Source organism: Pseudomonas cavernae, assembly GCF_003595175.1.
GTDB lineage: Bacteria > Pseudomonadota > Gammaproteobacteria > Pseudomonadales > Pseudomonadaceae > Aquipseudomonas > Aquipseudomonas cavernae.
Map to the genome: position 1 here is coordinate 2,901,438 of NZ_CP032419.1, position 14,737 is coordinate 2,916,174.

The window sequence follows — 14,737 nt, forward strand, 5'->3', positions numbered from 1 at the left end:
CTAGAAGGCAAAGCAGGAGCAGCCGAAGGCGCCCCAGAAGCCGTGGAAGTCGCTCACCGGCACGTTCGACAAGCGCGCCCGCTCATGGCTGTGGCTATGCACCGCGCAAGCTCCGGCGCACTGGTGGGCCTGGGCGACAAGCGGCGCAGCCGGCTTCCAGTGCCCCGGCACCTTGGCCACCGGCGACCAATCGGGGGTGACCGGCAGGGCTGGCGGGCCGAGCTTGCCGAACTCGGCTGCGCCGTACACCACCGTGGCGTCGACCACGGTGAGCACCGACTCCAGCCACTTGATCGCCTCGTCCTCGACGCTGAAGTAGTCAGCCGACAGCGCCGTCAGGTCGGCGAGCTGACCGACCTTGATCTGCCCCTTCTCGCCCTGCTCGCTGGAAAACCAGGCGCTGCCGTGGGTGAACAGTTGCAGCGCGACCTCGCGGCTCAGCCCCTGCGGATACAGCTGCAGGCCGCCGACGGTACGGCCGCTGACCAACCAGTACAGCGAGGTCCAGGGGTTGTAGCTGGACACCCGGGTGGCATCGGTGCCGGCGCCGACCGGCACGCCCTCGGCGAACATGCGCTCAATCGGCGGCGTCTGCTCGGCGGCCTTGGCGCCGTAGCGGTCGACGAAGTACTCGCCCTGGAAGGCCATGCGGTCCTGGATGGCGATGCCGCCGCCGAGCGCCCTGACCCGCTCGATGTTGTGCGGGGTGATGGTCTCGGCGTGGTCGAAGAACCACGGCAGGCCGTTGAACGGGATGTCGCGGTTGACCTTCTCGAACACGTCGAGCATGCGCAAGATGGATTCGTTGTAGGTCGCGTGCAGGCGGAACGGCCAGCGCTGCTCGACTAGGTGGCGGACCACCGGTTCCAGCTCCTGCTCCATGTTTTGCGCCAGGTCCGGGCGCGGTTCGAGGAAGTCCTCGAAGTCGGCGGCGGAGAACACCAGCATCTCGCCGGCGCCGTTGTGGCGCAGGAAGTCGCTGCCCTGCCCCGGCTTGACCATGGTGCTCCAACTCTTGAAGTCGGCCAGTTCTTCCTTGGGCTTCTGGGTGAACAGGTTGTAGGCGATGCGCACGGTCAGTTGGCCCTGAGCGGCCAGCTGCTCGATCACCTGATAATCGTCCGGGTAGTTCTGATAGCCACCGCCGGCATCGATGGCGCTGGTCAGGCCGAGGCGGTTGAGCTCGCGCATGAACTGGCGGGTCGAGTTGACCTGGTACTCCAGCGGCAGCTTCGGCCCCTTGGCCAGGGTGGCGTAGAGGATCATCGCGTTGGGCCGGGCGATCAGCATGCCGGTCGGCTCGCCACTGGCGTCGCGCTGGATCTCGCCGCCCGGCGGGTTGGGTGTGTCGCGGCTGTAGCCGACCACCTTGAGCGCCGCGCGGTTGAGCAGCGCGCGGTCGTAGAGGTGGAGGACGAACACCGGCGTGTCCGGCGCGGCCTTGTTCAGTTCGTCGAGGGTCGGCAGGCGCTTCTCGGCGAACTGGAATTCGTTCCAACCGCCGACCACCCGTACCCATTGCGGCGCCGGCGTGCGCGCGGCCTGGGCCTTGAGCATGCGCAGGGCGTCGGCCAGCGAGGGCACGCCCTCCCAGCGCAGCTCCAGATTGTAGTTGAGGCCGCCGCGGATCAAGTGCAGGTGCGAGTCGTTGAGGCCGGGAATCACCGTACGGCCCTTGAGGTCGATGACCTGAGTGGCGCTGCCGCGCAGGGCCATGGCTTCGGCATCGCTGCCCACGGTGATGAAGCGGCCGTCCTTGATTGCCACGGCGCTGGCGCTGGGTTTTTCGCGGTCGACCGTGTGGAGGCGGCCGTTGTGCAGGATCAGATCGGCGCTCATGGTGCTCCCCACAGGGCTGGCGAATGGCAGCGCGGACCACAGCGCACCAGCGGCGCCGAGCACAGAACTGGCGGCGAGGAACTGGCGGCGACTGCTGTCGGCTGGATCTTGGCTCATAAGGGGATCCCGATCTGGTCGAGTTGGAGGTCGGCCACTTGAGCCTCCTTGGCGACTCGGCGGGCACGGGAGTCGCGTGCTTGTCCACAGCAGTACGACGTCAACGAACCACACTGACGTGCCGTGATAAGCAATCTGAAAAACTTAGTCGTCCAGTGCAGCCCTGCCCGACCGCCCGTCGGTTATCACAGATGAACAAAGGCCCTAACACGGGCTTTTCGAGAGATGAACGGGTTATCTGCGCTGGCGTCGGGCACCCGAGTCGGCACAAAAAAGCCCGCACTCGGCGGGCTTCTTGTTTCAGGCGACAAGCTTAGTCATTGCTCGGCTTGTTCACCGCCTGCAGCACGTACTGCGGCAGGGCGAAGGCGCCCAGGTGGATTTCCGGGTTGTAGTAACGGGTGACGATGCTGCTGCCGGCGAAGCGTTGGCGCAGGGTCTCCAGCGGCAGTTTGCGGTGCTCGGGGTCGGTGCTGCCCCAGGCGAAGGTCATGCTGCCGCCGATGTAGGTCGGCACCGCGGCCATGTAGAAGTGCCAGTCGGCGAACAGGCTGTCCATGCGGCTGGCAGTGGTCTGCACCTCGTCCAATTGCATGAACGGCGTGCCGTTCTGGGTGACCAGGACACCGCCGTCGTTCAGGCAGCGGCGGCAAGCCTGGTAGAAGTTCTCGGAGAACAGCACTTCGCCGGGGCCGATCGGGTCGGTGGAGTCGGAGATGATCACATCGAACTTCTCCGTGGTGTTGGCGACAAAATTCATGCCGTCGTCGATCACCAGGTTCAGACGCGGATCTTCGAAGGCGCCGCAGGAGTGGTTGGGCAGGAACTCCTTGCACATCTCCACCACTGTGGCGTCGATCTCGACCATGGTGATGTGCTCGACGCTGCGGTGCTTGCGCACTTCGCGCAGGATGCCGCCATCGCCGCCACCGATGATCAGCACGCGCTTGGCCGCGCCGTGGGCGAGGATCGGCACGTGGGTGAGCATCTCGTGGTAGATGAATTCGTCGGCTTCGGTGGTCTGGATCACCCCGTCCAGAGCCATCACCCGGCCCATGCGGGCGTTCTCGAAGATCACCAGATGCTGGTGCTCGGTGCGCACTTCGTGCAGCAGCTTGTCCATGCGGAAACGCTGGCCGTAGCCCTCGTAGAGAGTTTCTTGGTAGTCGCTCATGGGGTGTTCCTCCCGAGAAGGATGATGGTGCGCGGCCCCCGGAAATCAGACCGGGTGAAAGGGCGCGCATTCTACGATGACGTCTGTGACAGGTCGAACAGCGCGGGCGAAATCGAAAGCCAGATTCGGAGCGACAAGCACCGGCGTCGGCGTTATCGTCTGGCCATGAACGATCACACTCCTGCCCGCGCCCGGCTGCGCCTGACCTATCGCGAGCCCTGGAACTGGCAACAGTTCCACAACCACTTCGCCCTGCGCACCTTGACCGGCGTCGAACGGCTCACGCCGCACAGTTATACCCGCAGCTTTCGTCTCGGCCCCCGCAGCGGCTGGTTCAGCGTCCGCCCGCTGGCGGACCAACCGGCGCTGGAACTGGGTCTCAGTCCGTCTTGCGCCGACCTTGCCCCCATATTGACCCCGCGGGTGCGGCGGATGTTCGACCTGGATGCCGATCCGGCGGTGATCGCCCGCCATCTGGGCCGCGACCCGCTGCTGGCCAGCTTGATCGCCCGCGTGCCGAGCCTGCGCCTGCCGATGGCCTTCGACCCGTTCGAACAGGCGGTACGCGCCATCGTCGGCCAGCAGGTCACGGTGAAGGCCGCGGTGACCATCAGCGGACGCCTGGTGCAGCGCCTCGGCGAGCCGCTGAGCGAGACGCCCGACGGCGAGCCCATGTGGCTGTTCCCTACCCCGGCGGCATTGGCCGAGGACCCGCTGGACGGCATCGGCATGCCCGGCAAGCGGGTACAGACCCTGCGCGGCTTCGCCCAGGCGGTGGCCGGCGGTGAATTGATCCTGAGCGTCTCCGACGGCGTCGAAGCGCTGGTCGAACGCCTCTGCGCGCTGCCCGGCATCGGCCCGTGGACCGCCGAATACATCGCCCTGCGCGCCTTCGGCGAGGCGGATGCCTTCCCCACCGCCGACCTCGGCCTGCTCAAGTCGCCGCTGTGGGGCGCCGAGGGCATCCGCCCGCGCGACCTGGCCGCCCGCGCCGAAGCCTGGCGGCCGTGGCGCGCCTACGCGGCGGTCTATCTCTGGCACAGCTACGCGGAGGACTGACCATGCACTACCGCTACCACCACAGCCCGCTCGGCCCGCTGCTGATCGCCGGCGACGAGCAGGGCCTGCGCCTGCTGCACATGGACGCCGCCCAACCCTGGGAGCTGGCGGCCGATTGGCACCCTGACCAGGGTGAACTGAACGAAGCCTGCCGCCAGCTCGACCAGTATTTCGCCGGCCGACGGCAAACCTTCGAGCTGCAGCTGGCGCCGGTTGGCACCGCGTTCCAGCGCCAGGTCTGGCAGGCGTTGCAGGAGATTCCCTACGGCCGCACCTGGAGCTATGCCGAGCTGGCTCGGCATATCGCCAAGCCCGAGGCGGTGCGCGCGGTGGGCACCGCCAACGGCGCCAACCCGCTGGCGGTGGTCATCCCCTGCCACCGGGTGATCGGCAGCAACGGCACCCTCACCGGCTACGCTGGCGGCCTGGAACGCAAGCGCCTGTTGTTGCAGCTCGAGGGCGCCTTGCTGCTGTAAGGACGACTGTTGTCGGCCGCACAGAGCAGTTCTGTAGGATGGGTTGAGCCCGCGATACCCATCGAATCGCCATCATGGGTATCGCTACGCTCAACCCATCCTACGGACTGCTGTTACAACTCGAGGGCGCATTGCTGCTGTAGGGCGACTGTTGTCGGTCGCACAGAGCACAGCCTGTAACCCGGCCTATTTGAGCTTATGCCGCGCGGCGTACAGGCAGACCATCTCCATGGCGATGGTGGCGCCGGCCAGCGCGGTGATCTCGGCGCTGTCGTAGGGCGGCGCCACCTCGACCACGTCCATGCCGACCAGATTGATGCCGCGCAGGCCGCGGAGGATCTCCAGCGCCTGGTGGCTGGTCAGGCCGCCGCACACCGGGGTGCCGGTGCCGGGGGCGAAGGCCGGGTCCAAGCAGTCGATGTCGAAGGTCAGGTACACCGGCTGGTCGCCGACCCGCGCGCGGATGCGTTCGGCGATCTGCTCCGGGGTCTGCCGGTGCACTTCACGGGCGTCCAGCACCTGGAAGCCCATCACGTCGTCGTTGGTGGTGCGCAGGCCGACCTGCACCGAGCGCGCCGGGTCGACCAGGCCCTCACGGGCGGCGTGGTAGAACATGGTGCCGTGGTCGATGCGCTGGCCCTCCTCGTCCGGCCAGGTGTCGCTGTGGGCATCGAAGTGGATCAGCGCCAGCGGCCCATGCTTCCGCGCGTGCGCCTTGAGCAGCGGGTAGCTGATGAAGTGGTCGCCACCGAGGGTGAGCATGGCGCAACCGGCCGCGAGAATGGTGTCGGCATGCGCCTCGATCGCCGCCGGGGTGGCCTGCGGTTGGCCGTGGTCGAAATAGCAGTCGCCGTAATCGACGGTGGCGAGCAGGTCGAAGGGGTCGAATTCCCAGGGGAAATGCCGCGCCCAGGCCATCTGCACCGAGGCGGCGCGCACCGCCCGCGGGCCGAAGCGGCTGCCAGGGCGGTTGGTGGTGGCGGTGTCGAACGGCACGCCGCTGACCACCAGATCGACGCCACGCAGATCGCGGCTGTAGCGGCGGCGCATGAAGCTGGTGATGCCGCCGTAAGTCGGTTCGGACGCGGTGCCGTACAGGCTGTCGCGGGTGATGGCTTGGTCGTTGTTGAAGGCAATGTCCATGGTCGCTACTCAATACTGGCTACGGAAACTGGTCCACAGGCGGGTGCGCTGGCGCTGTTCCTTGAGCGACTGGATCTGCTCGGGGAACAACTTGGCGCGCATGGCCGCGGGCGGGTAGATGTCGGGGTCGCCGGCCACCGCCGCATCGAGCAGCGGCGCCGAGGCCTGGTTGGCGTTGGCGAAGTACAGGCTGTTGGTCAGCTCGGCGATGGCCTCAGGCTTGAGCATGTAGTCGATGAAGGCACGGGCGGCCTGCGGGTGCGGCGCATCAGCCGGGATGACCATGGTGTCGAACCAGATCAGCGTGCCCTCTTGGGGGATGCGGTAGATCACCTCGAACGGCTGCTTGGCTTCCACCGCGCGGGCGGCGGCCATGCCGGCGTCGCCGGTGTAGGTCAGGGCCAGGCAGATGCTGCCGTTGGCCAGATCGTTGATGTGCTTGCCGGTGCCGACGTAGCGCAAATTCGGCTGCAATTGAGCGAGCAGCTGCTGCACCGCGGCGAGATCCTCGGCATTGCTGCTGTAAGGATCTTTGCCGAGGTAGTTGAGGGCGATGCTGATCACCTCCTGCGGCGAATCCAGCACGGCGATGCCGCAGTCCTTGAGCTTGCCGGCATATTCCGGCTTGAACAGCAGGTCGAGGCTGTCCAGTGCCACGCCTGGCAGACGCTGCTGCACCGCCTGCTTGTTGAGGCCGAGGCCAACCGTGCCCCAGGTGTAGGGCACGCCGAACTGGTTGCCGGGGTCGACGCTGGCCAGCTTGGCCAGCAGTTCCGGGTCGAGGTTGCCGGCATTACTCAGCTTGCCCAGCGGCTGCAGGGCCTTGGCCTGGATCGCCCGCGCCAGGCCACTGCTGGCCGGGAACACGACGTCGTAACCGCTGCCGCCGGTGAGCAGCTTGCTGTCGAGCAGCTCGGTGGTGTCGAAGGTGTCGTATTTGACCTGGATGCCGGTCTCGCTCTGGAAGCGCTTGAGCGCCTCGGGCGCCACGTAATCGGCCCAGTTGTAGATGTTCAGTTGTTGTTCTTGGGCCTGCAGCGGCAGGGCCAGCCCCAGCAGCAACGGCAATACGGCGAATCGCATGGCACAGCCTCCCATTCACGGATGGGCCGATACTGCGCCGTTTTTTCCTTCCGAAATATATGAAGCTTGCCACCCTGGCATTGATGGCTATCGAAGTATCAGGCGAGCCAAAGCCGGCCCATGGCGCCGGCTTCGTGGTTATCGGGAGATGGCGTTTCTCGCCGGCGGCACGCTCAAGCCCCGTGCCGCGAGCGCTCAGAGCCTGCTCACGATCTCGCGAGCTAGAGCCAGACAAGGCCCAACGTAGCGAAGCGGAGTAACAGCCGCAGGCTGGCCCGCAGGGTGAGCGTAGCGAATCAAATGGCCGAGGGAGCGGAGTTTACGAGCGGTAAATGAGCATGACTCGCTTCGCTCGCCCCTTCGGGGCCGCACTAAAGTGCGTTAGCCGCAAGCGGCTTTCCGAGGCCATTTTTAACGCCGTATGGCCGACGCGCAGCAGATCGTGAACAGGCTCTCAGAGCGCGTCGAGATCGATCACCGCAAAGCTGGCCACCGTCTCATGGCCTGCCAGCATCCCACCCTCGCGGGCCAGGCCGATGGTCTGCAGACCGGCCTGCTCGGCGGCATCCAGCTCCTCGACTATGTCGGAGAGGAACAACACATCGCCGGCCAGCACGCCGATGCTCTCGACGATGCGCGCATAGGACGCCGCCTCGCGCTTGGGCCCGGAGGTGGTGTCGAAGTAGCCGGAGAACAGCGGACTGAGGTCGCCGGCCACCGAGCAACCGAAGATCAGCTGCTGTGCCTGGATCGAGCCGGAGGAATACACGTACAGCGCGTAGCCCTCCTCCTTCCAGCGTTTCAGCGCCTCCACCGCATCCGGGTAGACGTGGCCCTTGAGCTGGCCGGCCTGATAGCCCTGCTGCCAGACCATGCCCTGCAGGGCCTTCAGCGGCGTGGACTTGCGGTCCTCGGCGATCCACTGCAGGAGGATGTCGATCACCCGCTCGATGCCGGCCTGCGGCTCACCGGCCTCGGCGCGCACGGCGGCCAGCTGCGCGGCGACTTCCGGCTGTTCGGCATGGCTCAGGACGAATTCCGGCAAATGCTCGGCGGCATAGGGGAACAACACGTCGAAGACGAAGCTCACCGCGCTGGTGGTGCCTTCGATGTCGGTGAGAATGGCTTTGATGGGCATGAACAGCTCCAAACATAGGGTGGATGGCGCTTCATCCATCCACCAATGACCCGGTTTCGGTGGACGAAAGGCGCGTCGGCCACCCTACAAAACGCCTCTCTCCCCCGGCCCCTCTCCCGTAAACGGGCGAGGGGAGCAAAGCGGCCGGTATGCGGACTTGCGATCACCGCATTGCCAGTCCCCTCGCCCATTCATGGGAGAGGGTTAGGGAGAGGGCAAAGCTTTAGTCATCCAAACGCGGAAAACGGCTGGCGATGTCTGCGCCGGTGAAGTTCGCCACCCAGCCCTCAGGGTTGTTGAACAGGCGAATGGCGACGAAATGCGGCTGCTCGCCCATGTCGAACCAGTGCCGCGTGCCGGCCGGCACCGAGATCAGGTCGTTCTTCTCGCACAGCACGGCGTAGACGTGATCCTCGATGTGCAGGGTGAACAGGCCGCGGCCGGCGACGAAGAAGCGCACTTCGTCCTCGCCATGCCGGTGCTCGTCGAGGAACTTGGCGCGCATCTCGGCCTTCTGCGGGTGGTCACGGTTCATGCTGACCACATCGACGGTGATGTAACCGCGCTCGCTCATCAGCTGGTCGATCTGCGGCCGGTAGGCGGCGATCACCTCATCCTGGCTGGCACCGGGGCTGATCGGCGCCTGTGCCTGCCAACGCTCGAAGCGCACGCCGACCTCGGCGAGGGTGGCGGCGATGTCTTCGACATGGGTCAATAGCTTGTTCGGCAGCTCGGGGCTGGATTCGTGGTAGACGGTCAAACTGCTCATGCGGGCTTCCTGACGATCAGCGGTTGATAATGGCGCGAACCTTCAGCTCGCACTCGAAGAGGAACTCGAAGGCTTCGATCTGGCGCAGCGCATCGCTCATGCGCGGTCCCCAAGTATAGAGACCATGACCGCGGATCAGATAACCGACGCACTCCGGGTGGTCGTCCAGCCAAGGCTGCACCTTGGCGGCCAGGCGGGCGATGTCCTGGTCGTTGTCGAAGATCGGCACGATGATCCGGCCTTCATGGCTGGTGACGCCGGAGAACGCCTTCTGCAGTTCGTAATCCTCCAACACCAAATGATCGCCGGGCGTCAGGCGCGACAGCACCGTGGCGTTCACCGAATGGGTGTGCAGCACCGCGCCGATCTCCGACTTCCAACGGTACAGCTGGGTGTGCAGCAGGGTCTCGGCCGAGGGTTTCTTGCCCGGCTCCAGGCTGTTGCCGTCCAAGTCGGTGGCCAGCACGTCGTCCTGCCCGAGTTGACCCTTGTGCTTGCCGGACACGGTGAGCAGCGCCTGGCCGGCGGCCAGACGGGTCGAATAATTGCTGCTGGTGGCCGGCGACCAGCCGCGGCCGTACAGGAAGCGCCCGGCTTCGATGATTTCCTGGGCCAGTTGTTCGCGGCTCATGCGCGTTCCTCTCCAGAGTCAGATAAACGAATGCCGATGATAACGGCAGCGGCCAAGGCCACCAGGCTGGCGATGGCGAAAGTCCAGCCCGGCCCCAGGCTGTTCCAGCTGTAGCCGGAATACAGTGCGCCCAGCGCGCCGCCGGTGCCGGCCATGGCCGCATACAACGCTTGGCCCTGGCCTTGCTGCTGCGGGCCGAAACTGCCCTGGACGAAATGGATGGCGGCGGCATGGAAGCTGCCGAAGGTCGCCGCGTGCAGCAACTGGGCGAACAGCAGCACCGCCAGATGGTCGGCCAGACTGCCCAGCAGCAACCAGCGCAGTGCGGCGAGCAGGAGGCTGGCCAGCAGCACCTGGCGCACGCTGAAGCGTGCCAGCAGGCGGTTCATCACCAGGAACAGGATCACTTCGGCGACCACCCCGAGCGCCCACAGCTGGCCGATCAAGCCGCGGCTGTAGCCGAGGTGTTCCAGATGCAGAGTCAGGAAGGTGTAGTAGGGCCCATGGCTGAGCTGCATCAGCGCCACGCCGGCATAGAAGGCCAATACCCCAGGGCGGCGCAGCTGGCTGAGAAAACCGCCCTCGCCCGCTTGGCTGGCGCGCGCCTCGGGCTGGGCGTTGGGCACCCAGTAACTACTGATGACGATGCCGGCCATGATGCCCACCAGCGCCCAGGGGTAGGCATCCAGGCTGAACAGCTCGAACAGCTGGCCGAGCCCGACCACGGTGAGGATGAAGCCGATGCTGCCCCACAGGCGGATCTGGCTGTAGCGCGCCGCCTGCTCACGCAGGTGCGCCAGGGTGATGACCTCGAACTGCGGCAGCACCGCGTGCCAGAAGAACGCATGCAAGGCCATGATCAGCGCCAGCCAGGCATAGCTGTGGCTGATGAAGATGCCGGCGAAGCAGATCAAGGTACAGAACGCGCCGAAACGCACGATGGCCAGCCGCCGGCCGGTGTGATCGCCGAGCCAGCCCCACAGGTTCGGCGCCACGCAGCGCATCAGCATGGGAATCGCGACCAGCTCGCCGATGCGCGCGCTGGAAAAGCCCAGGTGATCGAAATACAGCGCCAGAAACGGTGCCGTGGCGCCGAGCAGGGAGAAATAGCACAGGTAGAAGCTGGACAGGCGCCAGTAGGGCAACGCGGCGGTCATGCCTACACGCTTGTAGGTTCGGTTGAGCGCAGCGATACCCAACAAAGGCGGCGCTGGGTATCGCTACGCTCAACCCAGCCTACGGAATGGCTCACAGTTGTGGCAGCACGGGGGTGCTGACGCGGACCCCGGCGTTCTGCGCACGATGGCGCAGTAGGTGGTCCATCAGCACGATAGCCATCATCGCCTCAGCGATCGGCGTGGCGCGGATACCGACGCAGGGGTCGTGGCGGCCCTTGGTCACGACTTCGACCGGGTTGCCGTTGACGTCGATGGAGCGCCCCGGCGTGGTGATGCTGGACGTCGGCTTCAGCGCCAGGTTGGCGACTATCGGCTGACCGGAGGAAATGCCGCCGAGGATGCCGCCGGCGTTGTTGCTGAGAAACCCTTCTGGAGTCAGCTCGTCGCGATGTTCGGTGCCGCGCTGGCTGACGCTGGCGAAACCGGCGCCGATCTCCACGCCTTTGACCGCGTTGATGCTCATCAGCGCGTGGGCTAGTTCGGCGTCCAGGCGGTCGAAGATCGGCTCGCCGAGGCCCGGCGGCACACCTTCGGCGACCACGGTGATCTTCGCGCCGACCGAATCCTGGTCGCGACGCAGCTGGTCCATGTAGGCCTCCAGCTCCGGCACCTTGGCCGGGTCGGGGCTGAAGAAGGCGTTCTGCTCGACGCTGTCCCAGGTCTGGAAGGGGATCTCGATCGGGCCGAGCTGGCTCATATAGCCGCGCACCTGAATGCCGAGCGTGGCCAGGTATTTCTTGGCGATGGCGCCGGCGGCCACGCGCATGGCGGTCTCACGCGCCGAACTGCGGCCACCGCCGCGGTAGTCGCGGATGCCATACTTGTGGTGGTAGGTGTAGTCGGCGTGGGCCGGGCGGAACAGATCCTTGATCGCCGAGTAGTCCTTGGACTTCTGGTCGGTATTGCGGATCAGCAGGCCGATCGGGCAACCGGTGGTCTTGCCCTCGAACACCCCGGAGAGGATTTCCACCTCGTCATCTTCCTGGCGCTGGGTGGTGTGGCGGCTGGTGCCCGGCTTGCGGCGGTCGAGGTCGCGCTGCAGGTCGTCCAGCGACAGCTCCAGCCCCGGCGGGCAACCATCGACGATGGCGACCAGGGCCGGGCCATGGCTTTCGCCGGCGGTGGTGACGGTGAACAGCTTGCCGTAGGTGTTGCCGGACATGCAGGGCGCTCCGCGAAAATCAGCCGAAAACAAAGGCTTCGGAGTATACCCGCCACGCCCGAGCAGTTCATCCACGAACCTTATTCCAACCGGCGCATCCAAGCTGCCATGTGCCCATTGAAGTCGAACCCCATGCTGCGAGTGCTCGCCTTGACCCTTTCCCTGTTCGCCGGCGTGGCCCAGGCCATGCCGTTCACCGTGCTGCAACGACCGATCAGCCTGGACACCGGCAGCGGTGAGCTGCACGGCACCCTGCTGCTGCCGAAAAGCCCGGAGGCCGTGCCCGTTGCCCTGCTGATCGCCGGCTCCGGGCCCACCGACCGCAACGGCAACAACCCCGACGGCGGCCACAACGACAGCCTCAAACGCCTGGCCCAGGCACTGGCCAAGCACGGCATCGCCAGCGTGCGCTATGACAAACGCGGGGTCGCCGCCAGCCGGGCCGCCACCCCCGACGAGCGCGACCTCAGTGTCGAGCAATATGTCGCCGATGCCGTGGCTTGGAGCCATCAGCTCAAGGCCGACCCGCGTTTCGCCCGGTTGATCCTGATCGGCCATAGCGAAGGCGCGCTGATCGCCAGCCTGGCCGCCGAGAAAGCCGGGGCCGATGCGCTGGTGTCGCTTGCCGGCAGCTCGCGGCCGATCGACCAAGTGCTGCACGAGCAGCTGCAGTTCCGCCTGCCACCGCCGCTGCTGGCCCGCAGCGACGCACTGCTGGCCAGCCTGAAGGCCGGCCAGGTTGACGACGCGGTGCCGGATGAGCTGCAGGTGCTGTTCCGCCCCAGCGTGCAACCCTACCTGATCTCGCTGTTTCGCTACGATCCGGCCGCGGCCTTTGCCCAGCTGCGTATCCCGGCACTGATCGTCCAGGGCAGTCACGATATCCAGATCGGGGTGAAGGATGCGCAGGCGCTGAAAGCCGCCAAACCGGACGCCGAGCTGCTGCTGATCGACGGCATGAACCATGTGCTGCGCATCGTGCCGGACGATGTGCGGCGGCAGTTGGCCTCCTATAACGACCCGCAGCTACCCCTGGCGCGGCAGCTCAGCGAGGGGGTCATCGAATTTATCCACCGCAATGGCACAGTGGCAGTATCCAGTTCCGGCAAAGCCGGCCGATAATCCGGGCATTACCTGGCATCAGCGTACCAGGACGCTGCCCATGACCGACACCACACCCCCACAAACCGGGGCCGAGGCCACCGCCCAGGCCAACCAACCCCATCCCTGGGCCGAGCTCGGCCCGGAGCAATTCCATCTGCTGCGCCTGGCGCCGCTGGCGACCGACCGGTACACCGGCATGCGGCCGCTGCGCTTCGTTGAGCTGGGCCGAATGGAGCGCCACAGCCCAATGCAGAGCCTGTTGCGCCTGAGCATTCATCTGCCCGGCCAGCGTCTGCGCCGCGAGCAGAATGTGCTGGAGGTGTGGGCCGATCATCGCAGCAAGGAAGTGCGCTTCGGCGCCGATAGCGGCCTGCATCTGGAGCCGCTCAACCGTGGCCTCGGGCGCTTCTTGCTGGCGCAAGGCATCGCCTGGGCCAAGCAGCGCTGGGCGCACTACCGGGTGGAAGGTGGCGCGCTAGGGATCAAGGATGCGCTCAGCGACGATGCGCGCGCCCGTCGCGACCACTTCCTGCGCACCCAGGGCTTCGAGGTCGGCTATCAGGATGCCCTGCAGCTCAAGGCGCAATACAGCGCCGACCGAGTCAATGCGCTGCACAGCGACTGGCACAAGGACAAGGTACAGATCGTCGGCCTGCTGGACGCCGCCGCCATGCTCGAACAGGCCGATCACAACCTGCAGGAGCAGGAGACGAAGATCCGCAAGCTGGAAGAGCGCATCACGGTATTCAAGCGCGAGGACGGCACGCTGCGCTTCACCATCACCTGCCTGGTGGCGTTCGCCGTGTTCCAGGCCGGCCTGCTGATCTGGATCGCAACCCGCTAAGTCATAAACCGTAGGTTGGGTTGAGACGCGCAGCGGCGATACCCAAGGGCGGAGTTTTGGCTATCGCGGCACTCAACCCAAGCTACGCATCAGCCCTTCACCCGCGACTGGAACAGCGCCTGGTGTTCGCGGCACTGCGCGGCGGCGAGCAGGAACACGCCGTGACCGCCGTGCTCGAACTCCAGCCAGGTGAAATCCACTTCCGGATACAGCGCCTCGACATGCACCTGACTGTTGCCCACCTCGACGATCAGCAGCCCCTGCTCGGTCAGATGGTCGGCGGCCTCGGCCAGCATGCGCCGCACCAGGTCCAGACCGTCGTTACCGCAAGCCAGACCGAGCTCCGGCTCATGCTGATATTCGGCGGGCATGTCGGCGAAGTCTTCGGCATCGACATAGGGCGGATTGGAGACGATCAGATCGAAGCGCTGTCCCGGCAGGCCGGCGAAGCCATCGCCCTGCACGGTGTAGACGCGCTCTTCCAGTTCATGCCGCTCGATGTTCTGGAAGGCGACTTCCAGGGCCTCGAAAGACAGGTCGGCGAGCACCACCTCGGCCTGCGGGAATTGGTAGGCGCAGGCGATGCCGATGCAGCCAGAGCCGGTGCAGAGGTCGAGAATGCGCGCCGGCTCGTGCGGCAGCCAAGGCGCGAAGTGACGCTGAATCAGCTCGGCTATCGGCGAACGCGGGATCAGCACACGCGGGTCGACCACGAACGACAACCCACAGAACCACGCCTCGCCCAGCAGGTAGGCGGTCGGCACACGCTCCTCGATGCGTTGCTTGAGCAGCGCCTGAACATGCTCGCGCTCGTCATCCTCGAGGCGGCAGTCGAGGTAGCTGTCGGCCATTTCCCAGGGCAAATGCAGGGCACCGAGCACCAGCTGGCGCGCCTCGTCCCAGGCATTGTCGGTGCCGTGGCCGAAGAACAGGCCTTCGGCATGAAAGCGGCTGACGGCCCAGCGAATATGGTCGCGCAGGGTGCGCAATTGCGACGAGGAAACGGTCACGGCGGCATCT

General features: G+C 66.0%; 14 protein-coding genes. 4 read left to right on the plus strand and 10 right to left on the minus strand.

The annotated features are described in order from the left end of the window. Nucleotides 1-1,956: an amidohydrolase gene (locus D3880_RS13260; RefSeq protein ID WP_119893916.1), complete on the minus strand. Its 1,956-nt coding sequence runs from the start codon at nucleotides 1,954-1,956 to the stop codon at nucleotides 1-3. Nucleotides 1,957-2,269: 313 nt separating this feature from the next. Next, nucleotides 2,270-3,130 (minus strand): polyamine aminopropyltransferase, encoded by an 861-nt coding sequence (gene speE / locus D3880_RS13265; protein ID WP_119893917.1) that lies wholly within the window; start codon nucleotides 3,128-3,130, stop codon nucleotides 2,270-2,272. Nucleotides 3,131-3,295: 165 nt separating this feature from the next. Here speE and D3880_RS13270 point away from each other — a divergent pair, with 165 nt between their 5' ends. Beyond that, nucleotides 3,296-4,189 carry a DNA-3-methyladenine glycosylase family protein gene (locus tag D3880_RS13270; RefSeq protein WP_119895740.1) on the plus strand — a complete coding sequence of 298 codons (894 nt, stop codon included), beginning with the start codon at nucleotides 3,296-3,298 and terminating at the stop codon, nucleotides 4,187-4,189. A gap of 2 nt (nucleotides 4,190-4,191) precedes the next feature. Then, nucleotides 4,192-4,665, plus strand: coding sequence for a methylated-DNA--[protein]-cysteine S-methyltransferase (locus D3880_RS13275; RefSeq protein ID WP_119893918.1), 474 nt, complete (start codon nucleotides 4,192-4,194; stop codon nucleotides 4,663-4,665). Between the two features lie 186 nt (nucleotides 4,666-4,851). Here the strand turns inward: D3880_RS13275 and speB are convergent, their stop codons facing one another. From speB to aroC, 7 genes are all read right to left on the minus strand, one after another. Continuing rightward, nucleotides 4,852-5,808 carry an agmatinase gene (gene speB, locus D3880_RS13280; RefSeq protein ID WP_119893919.1) on the minus strand — a complete coding sequence of 319 codons (957 nt, stop codon included), beginning with the start codon at nucleotides 5,806-5,808 and terminating at the stop codon, nucleotides 4,852-4,854. Nucleotides 5,809-5,817: 9 nt separating this feature from the next. Continuing rightward, nucleotides 5,818-6,891 (minus strand): polyamine ABC transporter substrate-binding protein, encoded by a 1,074-nt coding sequence (locus D3880_RS13285; protein WP_119893920.1) that lies wholly within the window; start codon nucleotides 6,889-6,891, stop codon nucleotides 5,818-5,820. 454 nt (nucleotides 6,892-7,345) lie between these two features. Next, nucleotides 7,346-8,029 (minus strand): acireductone synthase, encoded by a 684-nt coding sequence (gene mtnC, locus D3880_RS13290; protein WP_119893921.1) that lies wholly within the window; start codon nucleotides 8,027-8,029, stop codon nucleotides 7,346-7,348. A gap of 223 nt (nucleotides 8,030-8,252) precedes the next feature. After that, the gene (locus D3880_RS13295) at nucleotides 8,253-8,798 is read right to left on the minus strand and encodes a 1,2-dihydroxy-3-keto-5-methylthiopentene dioxygenase (protein ID WP_119893922.1); all 546 of its coding nucleotides are present in this window, start codon (nucleotides 8,796-8,798) and stop codon (nucleotides 8,253-8,255) included. 16 nt (nucleotides 8,799-8,814) lie between these two features. Next, nucleotides 8,815-9,429, minus strand: coding sequence for a methylthioribulose 1-phosphate dehydratase (locus tag D3880_RS13300; RefSeq protein ID WP_119893923.1), 615 nt, complete (start codon nucleotides 9,427-9,429; stop codon nucleotides 8,815-8,817). Beyond that, the gene (locus D3880_RS13305) at nucleotides 9,426-10,586 is read right to left on the minus strand and encodes an MFS transporter (RefSeq protein WP_119893924.1); all 1,161 of its coding nucleotides are present in this window, start codon (nucleotides 10,584-10,586) and stop codon (nucleotides 9,426-9,428) included. The genes D3880_RS13300 and D3880_RS13305 overlap by 4 nt, the downstream gene beginning before the upstream one ends. A 91-nt stretch (nucleotides 10,587-10,677) precedes the next feature. Then, the gene (gene aroC, locus D3880_RS13310; RefSeq protein ID WP_119893925.1) at nucleotides 10,678-11,769 is read right to left on the minus strand and encodes a chorismate synthase; all 1,092 of its coding nucleotides are present in this window, start codon (nucleotides 11,767-11,769) and stop codon (nucleotides 10,678-10,680) included. Between the two features lie 132 nt (nucleotides 11,770-11,901). Between aroC and D3880_RS13315 the strand changes: the two genes are divergently transcribed. Together D3880_RS13315 and D3880_RS13320 are read left to right on the plus strand one after the other, a co-directional pair. Then, the gene (locus D3880_RS13315) at nucleotides 11,902-12,891 is read left to right on the plus strand and encodes an alpha/beta hydrolase (protein WP_119893926.1); all 990 of its coding nucleotides are present in this window, start codon (nucleotides 11,902-11,904) and stop codon (nucleotides 12,889-12,891) included. Between the two features lie 40 nt (nucleotides 12,892-12,931). Further along, entirely contained in the window at nucleotides 12,932-13,717 is a 786-nt protein-coding gene (locus tag D3880_RS13320) for a hypothetical protein (RefSeq protein ID WP_119893927.1), read from the plus strand. Nucleotides 13,718-13,806: 89 nt separating this feature from the next. Here the strand turns inward: D3880_RS13320 and prmB are convergent, their stop codons facing one another. Next, on the minus strand, nucleotides 13,807-14,727 hold the full coding sequence (gene prmB, locus D3880_RS13325; RefSeq protein WP_119893928.1) for a 50S ribosomal protein L3 N(5)-glutamine methyltransferase: 921 nt from the start codon (nucleotides 14,725-14,727) through the stop codon (nucleotides 13,807-13,809). Nucleotides 14,728-14,737 lie beyond the last annotated feature (10 nt).